Source organism: Streptomyces sp. NPDC039736 (genome assembly GCF_055596485.1).
The window spans coordinates 546,929-566,356 of record NZ_JBVIUQ010000003.1 but is presented as its reverse complement, the minus strand read 5'-3'; the positions used below and the strand labels follow the sequence as shown (position 1 = coordinate 566,356).

Genomic DNA, 19,428 nt, shown 5'->3' with positions numbered 1-19,428 from the left:
CCGCCTCAGGCGGTGGGGCGCGTGTACCTGCGGATGCGGTAGCGGAGCCCGGAGGTGGAGGTCTGCCAGTCCTGGTCCTCGGCGGCCCGCCACGCCGGGCCCGGCACGGGGGCGTAGGTGTCGCCGGCGACCGTGGCGTCGATCTCGGTCACCGAGAGCAGCGTGGCGTGCTCCAGGGCGGCCCGGTAGACCTCCCCGCCGCCGATCACCCACACCTCGGCCGCTTCCGGCTCCCGGGCCGCGAGTTCCAGGGCCTCGGCGACGGACCCGGCGCGCTCGGCGCCCTCGGCGGCCCAGTGCGGGTCGCGGGTGACGACGACATTGCGCCGGCCGGACAGCGGGCGGAAGCGCGGGGGCAGCGAGTCCCAGGTCCTGCGCCCCATCACCACGGGGTGGCCGAGGGTGGTCGCCTTGAAGTGGGCCATGTCCTCGGGCAGCCACCAGGGGATGGCGTTGTCCGCGCCGATGACGCCGTCGCGGGCCTGCGCCCAGATCAGTCCGACCCTGGTACCGGCGGCGCTCATACGGCGACCGGGGCCTTGATGGCCGGGTGGTGCCGGTAGCCGGCGACCTCCACGTCCGCGTAGGCGTAGTCGAAGAGCGAGTCGGCCTTGCGCAGCCGCAGCTCGGGGAAGTCGAAGGGGGTGCGCGAGAGCTGCTCGGTGACCTGCTCGACGTGGTTGTCGTAGATGTGGCAGTCGCCGCCGGTCCAGATGAAGTCCCCGGGCTCCAGGCCGACCTGCTGGGCCACCATGTGGGTGAGCAGGGCGTAGCTGGCGATGTTGAACGGGACGCCGAGGAAGAGGTCGGCGCTGCGCTGGTAGAGCTGGCAGGAGAGCCTGCCGTCGGCGACGTGGAACTGGAAGAAGGCGTGGCACGGGGCGAGCGCCATCTTGTCCAGCTCGGCGACGTTCCAGGCGGAGACGATCATCCGGCGGGAGTCGGGGTCGTTGCGCAGCGTGTCCAGGACACCGCTGATCTGGTCGATGTGGCTGCCGTCCGGGGTGGGCCAGGAGCGCCACTGGACGCCGTAGACCGGGCCGAGGTCGCCGTCGGCGTCGGCCCACTCGTCCCAGATGGTGACCTTGTTCTCCCGCAGCCAGCCGATGTTGGAGTCGCCGCGCAGGAACCACAGCAGCTCGTACACGATGGACCGCAGGTGCACCTTCTTGGTGGTGACCAGCGGGAACCCCTGCGAGAGGTCGTACCGCAACTGGTGCCCGAAGACACTCCGGGTACCGGTGCCCGTCCGGTCGGCCTTGGCCGTTCCGGAGGTGAGTGTCAGCCGCAAGAGGTCTTCGTACTGGTTGTCCGCCACAGTCCCGGAGTCTACTGATCCCTCCCGCGCACCCCGAAACCACGTCCGGCGGGGCACGCCGGACCGCACGGGTGGGGAGACCGTGCGGGCCCCCGGTGGAATCAGGCCCGGGTCCCGCTGCCCGGCGGCGCCGGGGCCGGGCTGCCGGGCTAAGGGCTTGCGCTGGAGCGCGCTCCAGCTCCTAGGGTTCGTTCCCACGACCGGCCGCACGCGAGCGCCGGGCCGCCTTGCCGAACTCGAACTCGAACCCGAACCCGCATCTGCGAAAGGCACCGCCATGCGCTACCGCACCCTCGGCCGGACCGGCATCGAGGTCAGCACGCACTGCCTCGGCACGATGATGTTCCAGGCCGGCTTCAACGGGGATCACGAGGAGTGCGTACGGATCGTCCACGCCGCCCTCGACCACGGCGTCAACTTCCTGGACACCGCCGACATGTACGGGCAGGGCGAGTCCGAGGAGATCGTGGGCAAGGCGCTGCGCGGCCGGCGGGACGACGTCGTACTCGCCACGAAGGTGCACTTCCCGATGGGGGAGGGCCCCAACAGGGGCGGAAACTCACGGCGTTGGATACTCCAGGCCGTGGAGGGCAGCCTCAGCCGCCTGGGCACCGACCGGATCGACCTCTACCAGGTCCACTTCCCCGACCACACCACCGACATCGAGGAAACGCTCTCCGTCCTCACCGACCTCGTCCGCGCGGGCAAGATCCGGGCCTTCGGCTGCTCGAACTTCCAGCCGGACGAGATCGTCGAGGCCCACCACGTCTCCGAGCGCCGCGCCCTCGGCCGTTTCCGTACCGCGCAGCCGCCGTACTCGATCCTGGCGCGGGGCGTCGAGAGGTCGCTGCTGCCGGTGGCGGAGCGGTACGGGATGGGGGTGCTGGTGTGGAGTCCGCTGGCCTTCGGCTTCCTCACCGGCAAGCACCGCAAGGGGCGGGCGGTGGACCTGGACGCGGGGCGGGCCGCGTTCCGCCCGGGCAACTTCGACCCGTCCGTCGCCGCGAACGCGGCCAAGTACGAGGCCGTGGAGCAGCTCTCGGAGCTGGCGGCGGATCTCGGCTGCACGCTGCCCCAGCTCGCGGTGGCCTTCACGGTGGCGCACCCGGGGGTGACGTCGGCGATCCTGGGCCCCCGGACGATGGAGCAGCTCAAGGGCCTGCTGGAGGGGGCCCCGGTCGTCCTGGACGACGCGGCGCTCGACCGCATCGACGCGATCGTCCCGCCCGGGGCCGACCTGTACGACCCGGCGGCCTACCTGCCCCCGCGCTCCCTGTCCGTCCCGGCCCTGCGCCGCCGCCCGCCGGGGGAACGCGCGGCGGGCTGACGGCCGGGGTCCCACATCCGCTTCCGCGTCCCGTGGCCGGGTTGACGGAGCAGACGCGGCGTGATCGGCTTCCACCGCCCGTACGCCCCCCGAGGAGCCTCATGCCGCACCGGTCGACCGTCGTCATACCCCCGTACGCATACGGCCTGCCCGGCGTCGGCTTCGGCGGCTACGCGGCGGGACTGCTCGCGCGCCGCTTCGACGGCGGCCCCGTGAAGGTGAGCTTCCGGCGGCCGCTGCCCCTCGGCACGCCGGTGGAGGTACGGGCCGGCGAGGAGGGAACGTACGAGATCGCCGACGGCGACGGCCCCTTCGCCCGCGCGCAGGCCGTCGCCGGCGTCCCCCTGCCGCCCCGCGTCCCGACCTGGGAGGAGGCCCGGCGCGCCGAGAAGGAGCACCCGCCGGCCGACACCCCCTACTACACGCCCGACTGCTACGGCTGCGGCATGGACCGCGAACCCGGGCTGGGCCTGCGGCAGAACGTCTCCGCGCTGCCCGGGCACGACATGGTCGCCACGACCTGGCGGCCCGACCCGGAGCTGAGCCCCGGCAGCGCGTTCCTCCCCGCCGAACACGTGTGGGGGGCGCTCGACTGCCCCGCCGGGTGGACCTGCCACCTGTTCTCCGCCGCCCCGCGCGGCACGGTCACCGCGTACCTGGCGGCCGAAGTGCGCCGGCCGGTCGTGCCCGGCGAGGAGTACGTGAGCTTCGCGTGGAAGGTCTCGCACGCAGGCCGCAAGTACGTGGCGGGCAGCGCCCTGGCCACCCGCGACGGCGAACTCTGCGCCCACGCGGAGTCCCTGTGGCTGAGCCCCGTCCCGCGCGCGGAATGACCGGCTCCCCACGACCGGGGGGAACCGGCCACGGACAGCCCGCGGGGGCGGTGCAGGAGGTGCCGGGGCGTCGCACACCGCGGACGCCGGGTGTGCGGGCGCTGCCGCGAGCATCCCGTCCGGGACGAGGTCGCCGACGAAGTCGTGGGAAGCGTGGTGGAGGGGGCCGTGGAGGGTGCCGTCCGGGCCGTCCTCCGCGCGATCTGGCACGGGGTGAAGGCCGTGCTCAGGGCGGTCTCCGACTGACGTGGGGCAGGCCCGCAGCACCACGCCTCCCCTGAACCGTCCCGGGCCGCGGACCCTCGGGGGAGAATGCCGCAATGGAACATCGGTTCGCAGGAATACCGGAACTGGCGGCTGCCCCCGTGCCCCGCGCCGCGGTGGTCGTCGACGTCATGCGCGCCTTCACCGTGGCCGCCTGGGCCTTCGAGCGGGGCGCCGAGAAGATCGTCCTCGCCGCTACCCCGGACGAGGCGCTGTCCCTCAGGAACGCCCACCCGGGCTGGCTCGCGCTGAAGGACGGGGCCCTGTCGGAGGGTTTCGACGCGGTCAACTCGCCCGCCCTGCTCCGGGAGCTGGACCTGGCCGGCCGCACCGTGGTCCAGAAGACGACGGCGGGAACCGTGGGCGCCCTGGCCGTGGCCGCGTCGCCGCTGGTCCTCTGCGCGGCCTTCGTGGTCGCGGAAGCGACGGCCCGGGTCCTGCGGGAACGCGGCGCGGACGAGGTGACCTACGTCGTCACCGGCGAGGACGGCCGCGCGGACGAGGACCTGGCGTGCGCCGAGTACATCGCCGCGCGTGCCGGGGGCGAAGAGGCAGAGGCGGGCCCGTACGTCCAGCGCGCCCGGGCCTCCCGAGCGGCCGACGAACTCACCACGGGCGTACGGAGCGGCTCGCACCCGCAGGACGTCGAGCTCTGCGTCCAGCCGGACCGCTTCCCCTTCGCGATGGAGGCCCGCCGGGAGGGCCCCCTCGTGGTCCTGCGCCCGGTCCTTCCGGGCGGGTGAGCGGACACCGCGTCAGCGGAGCAGCGGGGCGACCGCGTCCCGCAGTTGGCCGATGCCGCGGTAGTGGTGCCCGGTCAGGCCCGTCTCGCGCGCGGCCTCGACGTGGGCCGGGGTGTCGTCCACGAACAGGCAGCGCTGCGGGGGCACGCCCGCCCGGCGGGCCGCCTCCGCGAAGACGCGGGGGTCCGGCTTCGCGAAACCGAAGCGGGAGGTGTTGAGCACCGCGTCGAAGGAGCCGACCAGACCCCTCGCCGCCAGGCAGGCTCCTCCTGGATTCGCGCCCTGCACGACGGCCGCCCCGAGGCCTGGCGGACCTGGGAGCGCGCCCAGCGGGCGGCGTACGAGTCCGTGCTGGCACTGGTCTGGCCGCTGGTCCAGGACCTGCACCGCGCCGAGTTCGCCCGCCATGCCCTCATGCTCGCCGAGCAGGGCGCCGGGGCCGCGCTGACCGCCCTGGCACCGGGGTCCCGCCTGCGTGACGGCGTGTGGGAGTGGGACGGGAACGGCCCGGCCGAGGGGGTGCGGGACGTGCGGCTCGCCGGGCGCGGGCTGGTCCTGCTCCCGACGTTCCACTGGCGGCACGGCCCCCTCGTCCAAGACCTTCCCGACCGGCCCGAGCGGCCGGTCTCGCTCGCGTACCCGGCCGGTCCCGGCCTCCCGCTCCTCCCGGAGGCGGGTCTGCCGGACGAACCCCTCGCGGGCGTCCTGGGCCGCACCCGGCTGGCCTGCTGACGACCACCCGCACCGGCCTGTCGGTACGTCATGAGCGCACCTCACTCGGCGAGTTGCTGCTCGGCGGGACGCCCTAGCCGAGGACGAGCACGGCGGCGAGGGCCGGGCCGAGCGCGCCGCCGAGCTGGTAGCAGAGGACGAAGAGGCCGATGGCGGAGGGCCGTTGGGCCTCGGCGGCGTGCTGGGCGACGCGGACGGAGAGGACGGCGTTGCTGCCGGTGGCGACGAAGACCGCCGCGGCCGCGGCCAGGAGCAGGGCGGGCCCCCAGGTGACGAAGGCCGCCGTGAGGGGTGCGGCCGTGCCGAGGACGAGGAGGACCGCGAGGACCTTGCGGTGCCCGAGCCGGCTCGCGGCGGCGGCGAGCACCCAGGAGAGCAGCGAACCGGCGAGGAGGGCGACGAGCTGCCCCGTCCCGATGGCGGCGGCGCTCCAGCCGGTCCGGCCGCGGGCGATCGCCGGGAGCGCGAAGAGCAGGACGAAGTACGAGGTCGAGAAGACGAACGCGAGCAGCGCCGAGCCGATGAAGACCCGGGACCGCAGCACGGCGGCCGGGGCGAAGCCGTCGGGGCGGCGCCGGACGTGCAGGGCCAGGGGGACGACGACCAGGGCGGCGGCGACCAGGCCGGGCAGGGGAGCCGTGGGCAGCAGCACGAGGGCGGAGACGAGTGCCACGACGAGCCCGGCTCCGACGGCGTCGAACGCCGCAGCGCCGCGTGCGGCGGCCGCGGCCTTCCCGGTGTGCCGCCACACGGCGGGCACGGCGAGCAGCGCCGCTGCCGAAAGGGCGAGCGGGGCACGCCAGTTGACGGCCTGCGCGAGCAGCGACCCGAGCAGCGGTCCCGCCGCTCCCAGCACGCCGAACCCGGCGGTGATGACGCCCATGCGCCGGGTCGACCCGGCCAGGTTCATGGCCACGGCCACCAGCCCGGCCCCCGCGGCGGCCTGAGCGGCACGGCCGAGCAGCACGAGCGGGAACCAGGGGGCGAGGACGACCAGGGCGGTGCCGCCGATCGCGGCGGCGCTGCTCGTGAGCAGGGTGACCCGCAGCCCCCGGTGCCGGACGAGGGCTCCGAGGAGGGGCGTGCCGACGGTCATGGCCCAGGCGAAGACGGTGACGATCCAGGCGACGTGCGCGGTCTCGGCGCTCAACGACCGAGCGATGTCCGGAAGGATCAGCACGGGTGCGTTGGCCCCGGTGGCAACGGGCGCGGCGAGAAGGGCGAGCCAGAGCGGGGAGGGGCGAGCGGGGCGGGTCTCGGTGCTGGAGTGGCGGGCGGGGGCGGTGGTGACCACGGGGACTCCCTGAGCATCCGTTCAAGGTTGATAATCTCAACGTTGAGATAAAAACACCGCCACTGGTTCAACGTCAAGTGTTTCAACGTTGAGATAATTCGGGATAGCCTGAAGCCATGGACAACGCGACCGCCGACCCCACCGACACCGCCACCGATAACGCCGATGCCACCGATGACGCCACCACCGACTCCATCGACAGCATCATCGACCTCTGGACCCACGAGCGTCCCGACCTCACCGACGCCCTCTGGCCCGTCGAGGTCCTCGGCCGCCTCCAGCGCCTCGGTGTCGCCCTGGAGAAGGAGTTCCGCGCGTTCGCAGCCGAACGGGGCCTGGAACTCGGCGAGTTCGACGTCCTGAGCACCCTCCAGCGCTCCGGCCCCCCGTACGAACTGACCGCCGGCGCGTTCCGCAAGGCCGCCATGGTCACCTCGGGGGCGATCACGAACCGCATCGACCGCATGGAGGCCAAGGGCCTGGTCGAACGGGTCCGGGGCACCGAGGACCGCCGTTCGGTGAAGATCCGCCTGACCGAGAAGGGCCACCGGATCACCCGCGACTACCTGACGGCCCACCTCGCCAATGAGGCCCGCATGCTCGCCCCCTTCGACCGCGAGGAGTGCGCGGACCTCGCCGACAAGCTGCGCCGCCTGCTGGTCTCCCTCGGCGACACCAGCATCACGTAGCACTCCGGGCGGGAACCCGCGCAGGCCCCGACCGGGGACTCAGGCCGCGACCCCCACATTCGTCACGTACTCGCAACTCCCCCACTCCGATCCGAGGTCGACCACCGTGTCGCCCCAGGCCGCCTCAAGACCCCCGGGAAGGCACGGCCGCGGGGTGTGGCGGCAGGCCGACCCCCGGCCGTCGCACGGGCGACCGCCCGGGGCACGGGGGCCGGTGCCTCGGCCGGCTCGGCGTCCGCGCTCCCGCACTCGGCCGGGTCCAAGTGCTGGGCAAAGCCGTTGATGCGCCGGCCGGCGGGGCGGCCGCACAGCATGCACGGCTCGGGCACGGCAAGGGCCTCGACGCCGTCCTCCACGGCCTCCGCGGGCTCCGGTTCCGACGCCTCCTCGGGCTCGGGCTCGGTGACGAGCTTCGCGCAGAGCCCGTCGAGCAGGTGCGCGTACCGCTTGCGCGTCTCCCCGACGGGATCGCCCCCCTCACTCCAACGGCCGAACCCGCGACGCCCCGTCGCAGGCGAAGCCCGGAGCGAGGAGTCCGGTGAGGAGACGGCGCACCGCCTCCGTGAACAGCGCGGCGGGCTCCGCCTCCGGCGCGGACGAGAGCGCGTCCCGGAGGTGCGGACGCCCCTCCGCCGCCCGTGCCAGGTACGCCGCCTGCGCCGCGGCCCGCCCCGACGGCGCCTCCCCCGCCCGCAGCTCCGCCCGCGCGAACTGCGCGACCAGCGCGTGCAGCAGGGCGACGACCTGGAGCCTCGCCGGCCCGGGCAGCCCGGCCGGGGCCAGCGCCGCCAGCGCGTGCTCCAGGTGCGCCACCCCGTGGGGGCCCAGCCGCAGGGGCTCGGGGGGCAGGTCCGCGAGCCACGGGTGCCGCAGGTGGAGCGCCTTGACCCGAGCGGCGAGCGCGGCGAGGTCCGCCACCGCGTCGCCGGTCAGGGGGTCGTGCCCGAGGTCCGCGACGACCGCGTCCGCCATGAGGTCGAGCAGGTCGTCGCGCCCGGCGACGTACCGGTAGAGGGAGGCCTGCCCGGTCCCCAGCGCCTGGGCGACCTGCCGCATGGAGACCGCCGCGAGCCCCTCCCGGTCCGCGAGGCCGACCGCCGCCACCGCGAGTTCGGCGCGGCTGCGCACGGCGGCGGGGCCGCGGGCGCCCCGTTCGGGGCGGTCCCAGACCGTGGTCGGCTCCTGCGTCACTGGCACTCCTCCTGGCGACTCCGGCCCTTCCGGAGGGGGCCCGGATGCCCTAGTCTAAAACTGCGAACGCCGATCGCAGTTAATGGCCGGATCGTCGTCGACCCCCGAGAAAGCAGGCCCGCCATGACTCCACCGCCCGCCTCCCCCTGGGGCCCCCCGCGCCGGGCCGTCAACGGGCCCGTCCGCATCGCCTTCGACGAGTGGACCGAGCCGACCGCCCGCCCCGCCACCGAACCCCTCCTCCTCGCCACCGGCCTCGGCGCCAACCGCTTCTGGGTGCCCGACGGACTCTGCCGCCTCCTCGCCGCCCACGGCTTCACCGTCGTCCGCTACGACCAGCGCGACGGCGGCGAGTCCACCCACCTGCCGCCCACCGCGGCCCGCAACCCGATCGCGGCCCTGTTCGCCAAGCGGCAGACCGCGTACACGGCGGAGGACATGGCCGACGACGCCGTCGCCGTCCTCGACGAACTGGGCTGGAAGTCCGCCCACCTGTTCGGCGTCTCGCTCGGCGGCGCGATCGTGCAGCGCGTGGCCCTGCGCCACCCCGAACGGGTGCGCACGCTCACCACCCTGGGCTCCGTCCCCGGTGACGTCGCGGGGCTCAGGGCCCTTCCGTACCTCAGGCTCCGCACTCTCGCGAAGTTCGCCCGGCTGAGGTTCCCGGACACCCGGGAGGGGGCGGTCGCGGCCGGCATTGAGATGTCGCGCCTGCTCGCCTCGCCCCGCCGCCCCTTCGACGCGGCGGCCACCCGCAGGAGCGTCGAGGCCAACCCCGACGGGGGCGTGTACGACCAGCAGGCGCAGAGCCGCCAGATCGGGGCGCAGTGGCACGGCCCGTCGATCGACCGGATCGTCCGCCCGCTGCTCGTCCTGCACGGCGAGGACGATCCCCTGATCAAACCCCGTGCCGCCACGGCCATCGCCTCCCGGGTGCCGGGGGCGCGCCTGGTGCCGCTGCCCCGGGTCGGGCACGAGGTTCCGGAGCCCGCGTGGGAACGCGTCGTGACGGAGATCCGGGAGCTGGCGGCCCCGCACCGCCCCGAGGGCCCGCCGGGCGCCGCAGGGCAGCCCGGGCCCCCTTCCCCGGGTGCCGTGGTTCACAAGGGATGACAGCTTCGCTACATTCGGTGATCCGCTTGCACGCTCCACGTCCGAAGGCGGTCGCCCGTGACGCAGCTCCCGAGCCCCGGTTCCCCGGTGAGTTCACACAACGAATGGGACCCCCTGGAGGAGATCGTCGTCGGCCGGCTCGACGGCGCGACGATCCCCTCGGACCACCCCGTGGTGCTCTGCAACATCCCGCCGTGGGCGGGCCGCATGCAGGCCAAGGCCGCCGGGTTCCGCTATCCGAAGCTGCTCGTCGAGCGCGCGCAGCAGGAACTCGACGGCTTCGTCGCCCTGCTGGAGTCCCTCGACGTCACGGTCCGACGCCCTGACGCCGTCGACCACAAGAAACGCTTCACCACCCCCGACTGGTCGTCGCGCGGCTTCTGCAACACCTGCCCGCGCGACAGCATGCTCGTCGTCGGCGACGAGATCATCGAGACGCCGATGGCCTGGCCCTGCCGGTACTTCGAGACGCACTCCTACCGGACCGTCCTCAAGGACTACTTCCGCCGCGGCGCCCGCTGGACCTCCGCCCCCAGGCCCCAGCTCACCGACGAGCTCTTCGACCCGGACTTCACCGTGCCGAAGCCGGGCGAGCCGATGCGCTACCTGCTCACCGAGTTCGAACCGGTCTTCGACGCGGCGGACTTCGTGCGGGCGGGCCGGGACCTGTTCGTGACGCGCAGCAACGTCACCAACGCCATGGGCATCGAGTGGCTGCGCCGCCACCTCGGCCCCGGCTACCGCATCCACGAGATCGAGAGCCGCTGCCGCACCCCCATGCACATCGACACCACGTTCTGCCTGCTCGGCCCCGGAAAGGTGCTGGTCAACCCGGAGTACATCGACGTGGACAAGCTGCCGGACGTGCTGCGCAACTGGGACGTCCTGATCGCCCCCGAGCCCGAGCCGATCCGGGACCCGCTGCTCAGGCTCACCTCGATGTGCGGGAAGTGGCTGAGCATGAACGTCCTGATGATCGACGAGAAGCGGGTGATCGCGGAACGCCATCACACGGGCATGCTGCGCGCGCTGGAGAGCTGGGGCCTGGAGCCCATCCCGTCCGACCTGCTGCACTACGCGCCCTTCGGCGGCTCCTTCCACTGCGCCACGCTCGACATCCGCCGGCGCGGCACCCTGGAGTCGTACGTCGACTGACGTGCTCGGTGCGGGGGGGGGGGACTGCTCGCGGCGGCGACTCCGTTTCGCCCGGGGCCGTACGAGGTACCCGTTGTCCCACACGGACCCGTGGAACCCCGTCCGGCCCCGGGAGGCGACATCAGCACTGCGAACGTCCATGTCGGAGCCTGTTCATGGACCGACCCCGCACTCGTCGCCAGCGGCTGGTACCCCCAGGGAGCCCGCGACGCCGAGGGGCGACTGCGTCACTACGCCTCGCGGTTCCCGCTGGTCGAGGTGGACAGCACCTTCTACGCGCTGCCCACCGAACGCGTGGCGAAGCTGTGGGTGGAGCGCACGCCGGACGACTTCGTCCTCGACGTGAAGGCGTTCGCCCTGTTCACGGGCCACAGCGCGCGCAGTTCGGCGCTGCCGCGCGAGCTGCGGCCGGCGGCCGGGGACCGCTCCCGGGTGCGCAGGCGGGACCTCGCGCCGGAGGTGCTGGACGAGCTGTGGCGGCTGTTCCACGCGGGGATCGCCCCGCTGCGGGAAGCCGGGCGGCTGGGGAGCGTGCTGTTCCAGTTCTCGCCGTGGTTGGCGCCGGACGCGCGGGCGCGGGCGCTGGTGGAGGAGTGCCGGGAGCGGGCGGGAGCGCCGCTGAGCGTGGAGTTCCGGCATCCCGGCTGGTTCGCGCCGCACCAGCTCCCGTGCACCATCGACTTCCTGCGGGAACGGCAGATACCCCTGGTGGCCGTCGACACCGCGCAGGGACTGCCCTCGTCGCTGCCGCCGGTGGCGGAGGCCACCTCGGAGGAACTCGCGGTCGTACGGTTCCACGGCCGCAGCCCGCAGTGGGGCACCGGCAACAAGGAGGAGAGCTACCGGCACCGCTACACGCGGGAGGAGCTGAGCGCGTGGGTGCCGCGCGTGCAGGCGCTCGCGAAACGGGCGCAGCGGGTGCACGTGCTGTTCAACAACTGCTGCGCGACGGCCTCGGTGGAGGCGGCGGAGACGATGCGGGATCTGCTGGGCCAGGGGGCGGAGGCGGGGCCGGGGCCGGAACTGGGCGGGACCTCGCCGGACGACGGGACGGGCGGGGGCGACGCCGGGTTCCTGTGGTGACCGGGAGGACGCCGGGTTCCTGTGGTGACTGGGGGGACGCCGGGTTCCTGTGGTGACTGGGGGGACGCCGGGTTCCTGTGGTGACCCGGGGGGTGACGCCGAGGGCGGGACGGGGCCGGGGGCCCGGGCCCCCGGCGGGGGTTCATTCCTCCCGTGCCCAGCCCTGGAGCACGTCGCAGCAGTTCTGGCACTCCTCCATGAGCCGGGTCGCCTCCACCACCAGCACCCCGTACGGATGCGCGGGATCGGCGAGCGGAAGGCCCTGCCGGGAGGCCTCCTCGCTCAGGGCGCGCCGGCACTCCTGGGCCTTCTCGGCCAGGCCGCACAGTTGTTCGGCCTGCTCAGGCAGCCGGTCCTCGTCCAGTTCGCCCAGCACGTCGGTGAGCGCGGCGAGGGCGTCCAGGAAGTCCGCGTACCGGCGCAGGAAGGGCCGGTCGTCGCCCTCCACGACGCCGCCCTCGCTGTCGCCGTACCACTGGTCGAGGCTGCGGGTGAGCGAGGCGACCTGGTAGAGCGTGCGGACCAGGGCTTCGAGCACGGCGCTGTAACCGTCGAAGGAGACGTGCCGGCGGTGCCCGCGCAGCCGTCCGCGCGGGTTGAGGTGGACGCTCTCCTGCGCGGTGCGCAGCCCGGCGCGCGCCTCGTCGATCAGCCGGTCGGTACGTGCGGCACGCCGCCGCCACTGCGCGGCGCTCTCCCGCTGCGGCGCGCCTTCGCGCAGTTCGGGGACCATGTCGCTGAGCAGGGCGCGCAGCGTGTGGGCCAGGGTGTGGATGCTGTCCTCGGCGCTGCGGTGGCGCAACGGCGGTACGAGCACGATGTGCACGAGGGTGCCGACCACGCAGCCGATCGCCACGAGCGCGACGATCTGCGCGAGCTGGCCGATCCGGTCCGCGCTGTCGGCGGCGGCGACGTACGTGGAGAACGCGAAGAAGGCGGCCGTGGGCACCTGCGAGCCCTGCGAGCCCAGCACCGGCCAGCGGGCGATGGCGAGCGCGATGATCGCGACGAGGACGAAGGTCAGCAGGTCGGGGCCCGCGATGAAGCCGAGCGCGGCCTGCACGGCGACGCCCACGACGACCGCGCCGACGTACCGCAGCGACTGCACGACGGACTGGTAGACGGTCGTCTGCATGACCAGCACGGCGGAGAAGGGTGCGAAGGCCGGGGAGCGCGCGCCCATGACGTCGTACGCGATGAACCAGGCGAGGGTCGCCGCGACGACGCTCTTGGCGGCGAGCAGTAGGGTGTGCCGCTCGTGCCCGGAGTGGTGGAAGGCACGGCGCAGCCAGCGCAGGGCGCGCGGAAGCACGCCCTCGCCGCCGCTGCCCGTTTCCTTCTCCTTCGCCGTGTTCGTCGTGCCGCGCCTGCCGCCGACCCGGCCGGCGGGCTCTTCGTCGTGCATCGTGTTCCTCTCGGGAGGTTCCGCCCGGGTTCTGCTCAGGCGTGCGGGGACGGTCGTCGACCCTGCCCACTGTCCTGATGTGTCGCGTACGCCCGTTTGTGCTTGCCCTATGCACCTTTCAGGTGCCCAGGGGCGGCCGGGCCAGTCACACGGCCGGAGGCGTGCGACGAGCGTCACGCGAGGGCCCGTCACCGGGCGGTCCGGACCGGTCCGGCCGGGTCCGGTCTGGTCCGGTCCTTGTCCGCCGCGCCGGAGCGCCCTACGCCCGCTCTGCGCCCTGCCGGGCGACGTCGGACGCGGCCCGGACGAACTCGCGGACGCTCGGCGTGGTGTTGTCCGCCCGCCAGACCGGCCCCCGTTCGATCGGCGGGGCGTCGTGCAGGGGGATGTAGGCCACGTCCGGGCGGGGGTAGTAGCGCCGGGAGTGCTCGCCGACGGGCAGGACGCCGCGGCCCATCGCGACCAGGGTGAGCATTTCGGAGAAGGAACCTCCGGCCGGGCCCTTCGGCACGGGCCGGCCCGAGGGGGTGGCGTCCGGAGTACGGTCCCGCTTGAAGCCGGTCGAGGTCACCGCAGGGAACTGCACCACGGGGTGGTCGGCGAGCACTTCGAGCGACACCGATTCCTCGCGGGCGAGGGGGTGCCCGGCGGCGACGGCCAGCACGCGCCGCTCAGTGAGCAGGACCGGGCCGCGGGCCATGCCGTCGAAGGGGTACGAGGCGATCAGGACGTCGATCGAACCGTCGACCAGACTGGCACGGGAGTTGGCCAGTTGGACCTCGCGCACGTCCACCCGGCAGTCGGGGTGGCGCTCGCCGAAGAGCGCGACCACCTTCAGGAGCACGGGCGCGGTCCACTCGCCGAGAAAGGCGACACACAACTCACCGGAGACCCGGCGGCTCGCCCGGGCGGCCCGGCCGAGGGCCTCCTCCATCGCGGCGACCAGCGGCGTCAGGTCCTCGGCCAGCCGCTGTCCGACCGGGGTGAGCCGGACCGTACGGCTGGTCCGCTCGAACAGCGGGCCGCCGACCCGCCGCTCCAGCTTCTTGATCACCTGGCTGACCCGGCCGGTCGTGACGCACAGACGCTCGGCGGTGCGGCCGAAGTGCAACTGCTCGGCGAGCGTCAGGAACGTCTCGATCTCCACGCGCTCCAGCACGGGCCCTCCCCCGTTCGTTGAATCCTGCTCAACGGTCGTATGGCGATCCCGCCTTGATGGCGGGTGCTCCCGGGCGGATCGTAAGGGGTGTCACTCGCACACACGACGCACTCACTCACTCACCCACTGGGGGACCCCATGGACCTGCGCATCAAGGCCTTCGACCACCTCGTCCTCAACGTCTCGGACGTCGAGAAGTCCCTGGACTTCTACGCCGGGCTGCTCGGCCTGGAGCCGGTGCGGGTCGAGGAGTGGCGCGCGGGCAAGGTCCCGTTCCCTTCGCTGCGCGTCACCGCCGAGACCATCATCGACCTCATGAGCCGTCCCCGCGGCGAGTCCAACGTGGACCACATCTGCCTGACCGTGGAACCCCTGGACTGGGCGGAGTTCATCGCCTCGGGGGCCTTCACCGTCCTCGAAGGCCCCGTCGACCGGTTCGGCGCGCGCGGCACCGCCACGTCCGTGTACGTCCGGGACCCGGACGGCAACACGGTGGAGCTGCGCTGGTACCCCGAGGACGCGGCGGCCTGACCGCGCTCATTCGGCGAAGGGCCCCAGCACCTCCCCCGGGGTCGCCGACAGCTCAAGGGTTTCGAGCACGGTGAGCAACTGCCGCTCCTCGTACCGGAAGTGGTTCTCCATGATCGCACCGATGCCTTCGAGGTGCTGGTCGAGCTCCTCGGGCGGCGCGGCACGCTCGACCGCGGCCTGGAGGCCACCGATCAGGTGGGCGATCAACGAGTGGTCCTGCTCCAGGGCGCGGAGCACCGGGCGCAGATCGGGGTACGCGGCGGCGATGGCCGGGAAGAGGGTGCGGTCCTCGCCCCGGTGATGTCGGTCGAGCGCGGAGCAGAAGCCGTGGCAGTACAGCAGGAGTTCCCGGGTGGCGGCCTCGCCGGGGGTGCCGTCCGCGAGGGAGGCGCGGGTCACCGCCAGTGCTTCGCGCAGTCGGTGGTGCACGCGGCGGAGTTCCTGGCTCCAGGCGGTGAGCCGGGCGGACTCGCGTTCCGCCGCCGCGCGCCCAGCCTTGTCGCTTGCGATCGCGTCGCTTGCGGTCACGTCGTAGTCGGTCACGTCGAATTCAGTCATGCTCGATCACGCTCAATTGCGCGAGAGCGAAGGGCGCGATGCGTACATCGGCGGTCTCCTTCGGTTCGGCGCCTCCATGCCTGACACGGTCTGCCACCGGCACGCGACGCTGGCCCGGACACTACCGTGCCGTCCGCCCCGATGGCCACCCCCCCTTTTTCTCCCGCAGCAGTGGCCGGGAAGTGGCGGGGCCTCCCGTGCCGGCGGCCCCGCCTCGTACCGCGTCTCGTACCGCGTCCGCTCAGACGACCCCGGAGCTCGTGATGGTGACCGGGGCCTTGGTGGTGCCTTCCGGCGAGCCCTGGGCCTCGGCCTTGCGGACGACGTCCATGCCTTTGACGACCTTGCCGAAGACGACGTGCTTGCCGTCGAGCCACGGGGTGGCCGCGGTGGTCACGAAGAACTGCGAACCATTGGTGTCGGGCCCGCTGTTGGCCATGGAGAGCGTGCCGGGGTCGGTGTGCTTCAGGGAGAAGTCCTCGTCCTTGAAGGTGTCCCCGTAGATGCTGCGCCCGCCGGTGCCGTCGCCCGCGGTGAAGTCGCCGCCCTGGAGCATGAACTGGGGGATGATCCGGTGGAAGGTCGAGCCCTTGTAGCCGTAGCCCTTCTCGCCGGTGGCCAGGGCGCGGAAGTTGGCGGCGGTCTTCGGGGCGACGTCGTCACGCAGGGCGAATTCGATGCGCCCGGCGGGCTTGCCGTCGATGGCGACGTCGAAGAAGACGTTCTTGCCGGGGGCGGCGGGCTTGCCGGACGTGGATTCGTCGGCGGCGGGCGCGTCAGCGCTGGTGCAGCCGGTGAGGAGCGAGGTCGCCAGAGCGGCGGAGGCGAGGAGTACCGAGCGACGGCGCACGTGTGCGGGCCTTCCATCTGGAGGGAGTAGGAGCGGTACATGTTCTCCCGGACCCGGGCAGTGTCCGAAATGACACCACATCGGCCACCCGGACGGGTACGGGGCTCCAGACCGCCCGGACGGGTACGGGGCCCCAGGCCGCCCGGACGGGTACGGGACCCGCCCCGGACGGGTACGGGAGCCCGACCGCCCGAACGGGCCCAGGAACCTCCAGCCCACCCGGCCGGGACGGACCAACAGGCCACCGGACGGACATGGGCTCCGGGCCCCGGACGGATACGAGGCCCCGGGCCCCCGGACGGGCCCAGGGACCTCCGGCCCACTCGGCCGGAACTGGATCAACAGGCCGTCGGACGGACACGGGCTCCGCCTCCTCGGACGGGCACCAAGGCCCGAGACAGCCGAACAGATTCAGGGGCCTCCAGCCTGCCCGGCCGGAACCGGACCAATAGGCCCCCAGACGGACCCGGGGCCCCGGACCCCCGGACGGGTACGGAGGCCCGGACACCCGGACGGTCCCGGGACCCCCAGGCCACCCCGACGGGCACGGGCCCCGGGGCACCCGGCCGGGCCCCGATCTCCAAGCTCCCCGACATACACAGGGCTTCAGAGCCACCCGGACGAGCAAGGGCCCCTAGCGTCCACGGACGACCCCGGGCTCCCACACTCCCCCACACACACGATCCTCCGACCCCAACGATGAGACCGAGCCACGCACCACGGCCCGCCCACGCAGAGCCGAAGCCTCCGACCGCACCGCAACGGCCCCAGCCGCAGGCCGCTCACCGGAAGCCGGCCCCGGTCACCGAAGGGAGACCCGGCAGGACCCCCGCTCAGCCCCGCCCTCCCCCGTATTCGGCCTTCAGCGCCAGTTGCCGCAGCAGGTCACCGGACGAGGTGTCGGTGCGCCCCGCGTCATGCACCTCCGCCAACTGGTGGAAGACGAAGGCGAACACGCTCACCAGCCGCGCGGTGGACCTGCGCAACTCCCGCTCCTCCTCCTCGGACAGCCCGGACGGCAGCGCCCCCTCCAGGAGTTCGGCCACCAACTCGCCGACCACACGCCCGTCGGCGGGCTCGTGCCCGTGCGGATCGCGGTGGATGTCCCGGAACCACTCGCCGCTCTGCGTCAGCACGCCGATCACCCTGGAGAGCATCTCTTGTTCCCTCATGGTCCGGAGCGTACGGCGATGTCGCGCGTGCCGTCGTCCTCCGCGCGATCTCGCGGGATAGCCTTGCCCGCCCACGATCGGAGCCCCTGTGTCCCACCACGTCCCTGATACGGGTCCGACTTCCCACCGCACGCCTCTGCGCCCGTTCGCCGCGCCCGAAAACGGCAGCGGCATCGACCGCACCCCCAGCGCCTCCGCCCGCGACGCCACGGCCGCCGAGCCCTCCCCGCGGACCGGGCGACGCCGTTACGGCGCGGAATGGGAAAGTCACGCCCGCACGTTCATGTCCTGGCCCGCGCTCGCATCCGTCTGGGAGGGCGACCTCCCCCGCGCCCGCGAGGACATCGCCCGTGTCGCGCGGGCGGTCGGCGAGTACGAGCCGGTGGTCGTGCTGGCCCGCCCCGACCAGCAGGCGGCGGCCCAGAAGGCATGCGGCCGGCAGGTCGAGGTCGTCCCGCTGCCGGTCGACGACCTCTGGGCGCGCGACACGGTCCCGGTCTTCGTGGAGGAGGACGGCAGGGTCACCGGCGTCGACCTCAACTTCAACGGCTGGGGCGACAAGCAGGAGCACACCAACGACGCCGAGGTGGGCCGTACCCTCCTCGCCACGTACGGCGCCCCACGCGTCCAGGCCCCCTTCGTCGCCGAGGGCGGTTCCTTCGAGACCGACGGCGAAGGCACCCTCCTCGTCACCGAGAGCTCCCTCGTCAACGACAACCGCAACCGCGGCAAGGACCGGGACCAGATCGAGAGCGAGCTGATCGCGACCCTCGGCGTCGAGAAGGTCGTCTGGCTGGCGGGCGTGCGCGGCGAGGACATCACCGACGCGCATGTGGACGGTCTCGTACGGTTCACCGCCCCCGGTGTCGTCCTCCTGGACCAGCCCTTCCCGGGCACGCCCCCCGACTCCTGGTCCCAAGCGGCCGACCAGGCCCGCTCGGTCCTGAGCAGAGCCACCGACGCCCGCGGCCGGACATTCGAGATCGTCGACCTTCCGCAGCCCGACCTGGACCGGGTCACCGGCGAGGGCGACGACTTCGTGGCGACGTACGCCAACTTCTACGTCGCCAACGGCTCCGTCTTCCTCCCCCGCTTCGGCGACCGCACGGCCGACGACCGCGCGAAGGGCATCCTGCGGGACCACTTCCCGCAGCGCGAGATCGTGCAGGTCAGGATCGACACCATCGCCGCGGGCGGCGGCGGAATCCACTGCTCCACCCACGACCAGCCGGGCGAGCCCCCCGCCTGACCGCGCCACGCCCGGCACCCCGGGCTTCCGGAAGTAAACGTTCCGCGCACATGACCTCCCACGATCACCGCCGCGCTCACCCCTCCAGTCGCACCAGCCACGGATGCCCGGGATGCACGAGTTCCAGCCACCCGCGCAGGGTCTGCCGCCGCGCCCGTCCCAGCAGGGGCAGCACCCCGTCGAAGTCCGCCTGGTCCTTGGCCCGTACCGCCTTCGCCTTGAAGAGCAGCACCAACTCCGGCACCAGATACGGAATCCCGTCCTCCGTCCGCTCGACGACCGCCTCGTACGGCAGCCGCAGGCGCGCGTCCCGCCGGCAGATCCACGTCCCGCCCTCGTGCGGCTCCCGGAACACGTCGAAGCGGAACCGTCCACTCGCCGGATCCCGAAACCAGGTCTGATGCGTGACCGCCAGCACCTCGGTCCCCGCGCCCTCCCAGACCCGCCCGCTGCCCACCGCGTCGCACGCCAGCTCGGGGAAGCATGCCCGTACCTCCGCGAACCCGGCGGCGGGCACCGCGATCTCCAGGTCCCCGTGCGCCCGCGTCCGCTCTCCCCGGAACAGGTCCAGCGCCCACCCGGCCGCGACGTACCACGGAGTCCCCACCCCGCTCAGCCGCGCCGCGACCTGCCCGGGCCGCCATGCGTCCGCCCACCGGGCATCGATCTCGTCGTCGTCGAACACGGCGCCACCGGGCGGCAGAATCACGCTCATCGCCCCAACCTACGGCCGCCGCACCCCACACGGCCCGGCCCTCCACG

Annotated in this window: 21 protein-coding genes and 1 pseudogene; 10 read left to right on the top strand and 12 right to left on the bottom strand. The window is 73.3% G+C overall.

Features of this window, described 5'->3' with window-relative positions; genetic code table 11:
- Window positions 1-5: 5 nt before the first annotated feature.
- Window positions 6-524: a dihydrofolate reductase gene (locus tag ACZ56L_RS12030; RefSeq protein ID WP_471063514.1), complete on the bottom strand. Its 519-nt coding sequence runs from the start codon at window positions 522-524 to the stop codon at window positions 6-8.
- Entirely contained in the window at window positions 521-1,318 is a 798-nt protein-coding gene (locus ACZ56L_RS12025; RefSeq protein WP_345227491.1) for a thymidylate synthase, read from the bottom strand. The genes ACZ56L_RS12030 and ACZ56L_RS12025 overlap by 4 nt, the downstream gene beginning before the upstream one ends.
- A 277-nt stretch (window positions 1,319-1,595) precedes the next feature.
- On the opposite strand from ACZ56L_RS12025, the gene ACZ56L_RS12020 reads away from it, so the two are divergent.
- The 3 genes from ACZ56L_RS12020 (at window position 1,596) to ACZ56L_RS12010 (ending at window position 4,485) form a co-directional block, all read left to right on the top strand.
- Window positions 1,596-2,645: an aldo/keto reductase gene (locus ACZ56L_RS12020; RefSeq protein WP_345227493.1), complete on the top strand. Its 1,050-nt coding sequence runs from the start codon at window positions 1,596-1,598 to the stop codon at window positions 2,643-2,645.
- 101 nt (window positions 2,646-2,746) lie between these two features.
- The gene (locus ACZ56L_RS12015; RefSeq protein ID WP_468687336.1) at window positions 2,747-3,478 is read left to right on the top strand and encodes a hypothetical protein; all 732 of its coding nucleotides are present in this window, start codon (window positions 2,747-2,749) and stop codon (window positions 3,476-3,478) included.
- Window positions 3,479-3,798: 320 nt separating this feature from the next.
- A complete protein-coding gene (locus tag ACZ56L_RS12010) occupies window positions 3,799-4,485 on the top strand; it encodes a 2-phosphosulfolactate phosphatase (protein ID WP_471063511.1) in 687 nt (228 codons plus the stop codon).
- A 12-nt stretch (window positions 4,486-4,497) separates the two neighbouring features.
- Here the strand turns inward: ACZ56L_RS12010 and ACZ56L_RS12005 are convergent, their stop codons facing one another.
- Window positions 4,498-4,893 (bottom strand): HAD-IA family hydrolase, encoded by a 396-nt coding sequence (locus tag ACZ56L_RS12005; RefSeq protein WP_471063509.1) that lies wholly within the window; start codon window positions 4,891-4,893, stop codon window positions 4,498-4,500.
- A 6-nt stretch (window positions 4,894-4,899) separates the two neighbouring features.
- Between ACZ56L_RS12005 and ACZ56L_RS12000 the strand changes: the two genes are divergently transcribed.
- Entirely contained in the window at window positions 4,900-5,217 is a 318-nt protein-coding gene (locus ACZ56L_RS12000) for a hypothetical protein (protein WP_471063507.1), read from the top strand.
- A gap of 73 nt (window positions 5,218-5,290) precedes the next feature.
- Here ACZ56L_RS12000 and ACZ56L_RS11995 read toward each other — a convergent pair whose 3' ends face one another.
- Window positions 5,291-6,511 (bottom strand): MFS transporter, encoded by a 1,221-nt coding sequence (locus tag ACZ56L_RS11995; protein WP_471063505.1) that lies wholly within the window; start codon window positions 6,509-6,511, stop codon window positions 5,291-5,293.
- Between the two features lie 116 nt (window positions 6,512-6,627).
- Between ACZ56L_RS11995 and ACZ56L_RS11990 the strand changes: the two genes are divergently transcribed.
- Window positions 6,628-7,200 (top strand): MarR family winged helix-turn-helix transcriptional regulator, encoded by a 573-nt coding sequence (locus tag ACZ56L_RS11990; RefSeq protein ID WP_471063503.1) that lies wholly within the window; start codon window positions 6,628-6,630, stop codon window positions 7,198-7,200.
- A gap of 39 nt (window positions 7,201-7,239) precedes the next feature.
- On the opposite strand, the pseudogene ACZ56L_RS11985 reads toward ACZ56L_RS11990, so the two are convergent.
- Together ACZ56L_RS11985 and ACZ56L_RS11980 are read right to left on the bottom strand one after the other, a co-directional pair.
- A pseudogene (locus ACZ56L_RS11985) lies at window positions 7,240-7,332 on the bottom strand (transcriptional regulator); the annotation flags it as partial.
- A gap of 345 nt (window positions 7,333-7,677) precedes the next feature.
- Window positions 7,678-8,391: a TetR/AcrR family transcriptional regulator gene (locus ACZ56L_RS11980; RefSeq protein ID WP_471063501.1), complete on the bottom strand. Its 714-nt coding sequence runs from the start codon at window positions 8,389-8,391 to the stop codon at window positions 7,678-7,680.
- A gap of 123 nt (window positions 8,392-8,514) precedes the next feature.
- On the opposite strand from ACZ56L_RS11980, the gene ACZ56L_RS11975 reads away from it, so the two are divergent.
- The 3 genes from ACZ56L_RS11975 (at window position 8,515) to ACZ56L_RS11965 (ending at window position 11,742) form a co-directional block, all read left to right on the top strand.
- On the top strand, window positions 8,515-9,504 hold the full coding sequence (locus ACZ56L_RS11975; RefSeq protein ID WP_471063499.1) for an alpha/beta fold hydrolase: 990 nt from the start codon (window positions 8,515-8,517) through the stop codon (window positions 9,502-9,504).
- A gap of 57 nt (window positions 9,505-9,561) precedes the next feature.
- Window positions 9,562-10,659 (top strand): amidinotransferase, encoded by a 1,098-nt coding sequence (locus tag ACZ56L_RS11970; RefSeq protein ID WP_471063497.1) that lies wholly within the window; start codon window positions 9,562-9,564, stop codon window positions 10,657-10,659.
- 90 nt (window positions 10,660-10,749) lie between these two features.
- Window positions 10,750-11,742 (top strand): DUF72 domain-containing protein, encoded by a 993-nt coding sequence (locus ACZ56L_RS11965; RefSeq protein ID WP_471063495.1) that lies wholly within the window; start codon window positions 10,750-10,752, stop codon window positions 11,740-11,742.
- Between the two features lie 142 nt (window positions 11,743-11,884).
- On the opposite strand, the gene ACZ56L_RS11960 is transcribed toward ACZ56L_RS11965, so the two are convergent.
- The gene (locus ACZ56L_RS11960) at window positions 11,885-13,147 is read right to left on the bottom strand and encodes an FUSC family protein (protein WP_471063492.1); all 1,263 of its coding nucleotides are present in this window, start codon (window positions 13,145-13,147) and stop codon (window positions 11,885-11,887) included.
- Between the two features lie 259 nt (window positions 13,148-13,406).
- Window positions 13,407-14,306: a LysR family transcriptional regulator gene (locus ACZ56L_RS11955; protein WP_471063490.1), complete on the bottom strand. Its 900-nt coding sequence runs from the start codon at window positions 14,304-14,306 to the stop codon at window positions 13,407-13,409.
- A 138-nt stretch (window positions 14,307-14,444) separates the two neighbouring features.
- On the opposite strand from ACZ56L_RS11955, the gene ACZ56L_RS11950 reads away from it, so the two are divergent.
- Complete coding sequence (locus ACZ56L_RS11950) at window positions 14,445-14,837, top strand: VOC family protein (protein ID WP_401766229.1); 393 nt, start codon at window positions 14,445-14,447, stop codon at window positions 14,835-14,837.
- A 6-nt stretch (window positions 14,838-14,843) separates the two neighbouring features.
- Here the strand turns inward: ACZ56L_RS11950 and ACZ56L_RS11945 are convergent, their stop codons facing one another.
- The 3 genes from ACZ56L_RS11945 to ACZ56L_RS11935 form a co-directional block, all read right to left on the bottom strand.
- Window positions 14,844-15,395 (bottom strand): hemerythrin domain-containing protein, encoded by a 552-nt coding sequence (locus ACZ56L_RS11945; RefSeq protein WP_401766232.1) that lies wholly within the window; start codon window positions 15,393-15,395, stop codon window positions 14,844-14,846.
- Window positions 15,396-15,636: 241 nt separating this feature from the next.
- On the bottom strand, window positions 15,637-16,098 hold the full coding sequence (locus ACZ56L_RS11940) for a peptidylprolyl isomerase (RefSeq protein ID WP_345227987.1): 462 nt from the start codon (window positions 16,096-16,098) through the stop codon (window positions 15,637-15,639).
- 980 nt (window positions 16,099-17,078) lie between these two features.
- Complete coding sequence (locus ACZ56L_RS11935; protein ID WP_401766234.1) at window positions 17,079-17,417, bottom strand: hypothetical protein; 339 nt, start codon at window positions 17,415-17,417, stop codon at window positions 17,079-17,081.
- A gap of 172 nt (window positions 17,418-17,589) precedes the next feature.
- Between ACZ56L_RS11935 and ACZ56L_RS11930 the strand changes: the two genes are divergently transcribed.
- A complete protein-coding gene (locus ACZ56L_RS11930; protein ID WP_471063845.1) occupies window positions 17,590-18,666 on the top strand; it encodes an agmatine deiminase family protein in 1,077 nt (358 codons plus the stop codon).
- Window positions 18,667-18,742: 76 nt separating this feature from the next.
- Here the strand turns inward: ACZ56L_RS11930 and ACZ56L_RS11925 are convergent, their stop codons facing one another.
- A complete protein-coding gene (locus tag ACZ56L_RS11925; RefSeq protein WP_471063487.1) occupies window positions 18,743-19,381 on the bottom strand; it encodes a nucleotidyltransferase domain-containing protein in 639 nt (212 codons plus the stop codon).
- Window positions 19,382-19,428 lie beyond the last annotated feature (47 nt).

What these genes read in the sequence shown, in the direction of transcription:
- ACZ56L_RS11935 (WP_401766234.1), bottom strand. Translation starts at nt 17,417, where the DNA reads ATGAGGGAACAAGAGATGCTCTCCAGGGTGATCGGCGTGCTGACGCAG.
- ACZ56L_RS11975 (WP_471063499.1), top strand. Translation starts at nt 8,515, where the DNA reads ATGACTCCACCGCCCGCCTCCCCCTGGGGCCCCCCGCGCCGGGCCGTC.
- ACZ56L_RS12005 (WP_471063509.1), bottom strand. Translation starts at nt 4,893, where the DNA reads ATGGCGGGCGAACTCGGCGCGGTGCAGGTCCTGGACCAGCGGCCAGAC.
- ACZ56L_RS12030 (WP_471063514.1), bottom strand. Translation starts at nt 524, where the DNA reads ATGAGCGCCGCCGGTACCAGGGTCGGACTGATCTGGGCGCAGGCCCGC.
- ACZ56L_RS12000 (WP_471063507.1), top strand. Translation starts at nt 4,900, where the DNA reads ATGCTCGCCGAGCAGGGCGCCGGGGCCGCGCTGACCGCCCTGGCACCG.
- ACZ56L_RS11960 (WP_471063492.1), bottom strand. Translation starts at nt 13,147, where the DNA reads ATGCACGACGAAGAGCCCGCCGGCCGGGTCGGCGGCAGGCGCGGCACG.
- ACZ56L_RS11945 (WP_401766232.1), bottom strand. Translation starts at nt 15,395, where the DNA reads ATGACTGAATTCGACGTGACCGACTACGACGTGACCGCAAGCGACGCG.
- ACZ56L_RS12020 (WP_345227493.1), top strand. Translation starts at nt 1,596, where the DNA reads ATGCGCTACCGCACCCTCGGCCGGACCGGCATCGAGGTCAGCACGCAC.
- ACZ56L_RS11925 (WP_471063487.1), bottom strand. Translation starts at nt 19,381, where the DNA reads ATGAGCGTGATTCTGCCGCCCGGTGGCGCCGTGTTCGACGACGACGAG.
- ACZ56L_RS11990 (WP_471063503.1), top strand. Translation starts at nt 6,628, where the DNA reads ATGGACAACGCGACCGCCGACCCCACCGACACCGCCACCGATAACGCC.
- ACZ56L_RS12015 (WP_468687336.1), top strand. Translation starts at nt 2,747, where the DNA reads ATGCCGCACCGGTCGACCGTCGTCATACCCCCGTACGCATACGGCCTG.
- ACZ56L_RS12010 (WP_471063511.1), top strand. Translation starts at nt 3,799, where the DNA reads ATGGAACATCGGTTCGCAGGAATACCGGAACTGGCGGCTGCCCCCGTG.
- ACZ56L_RS11950 (WP_401766229.1), top strand. Translation starts at nt 14,445, where the DNA reads ATGGACCTGCGCATCAAGGCCTTCGACCACCTCGTCCTCAACGTCTCG.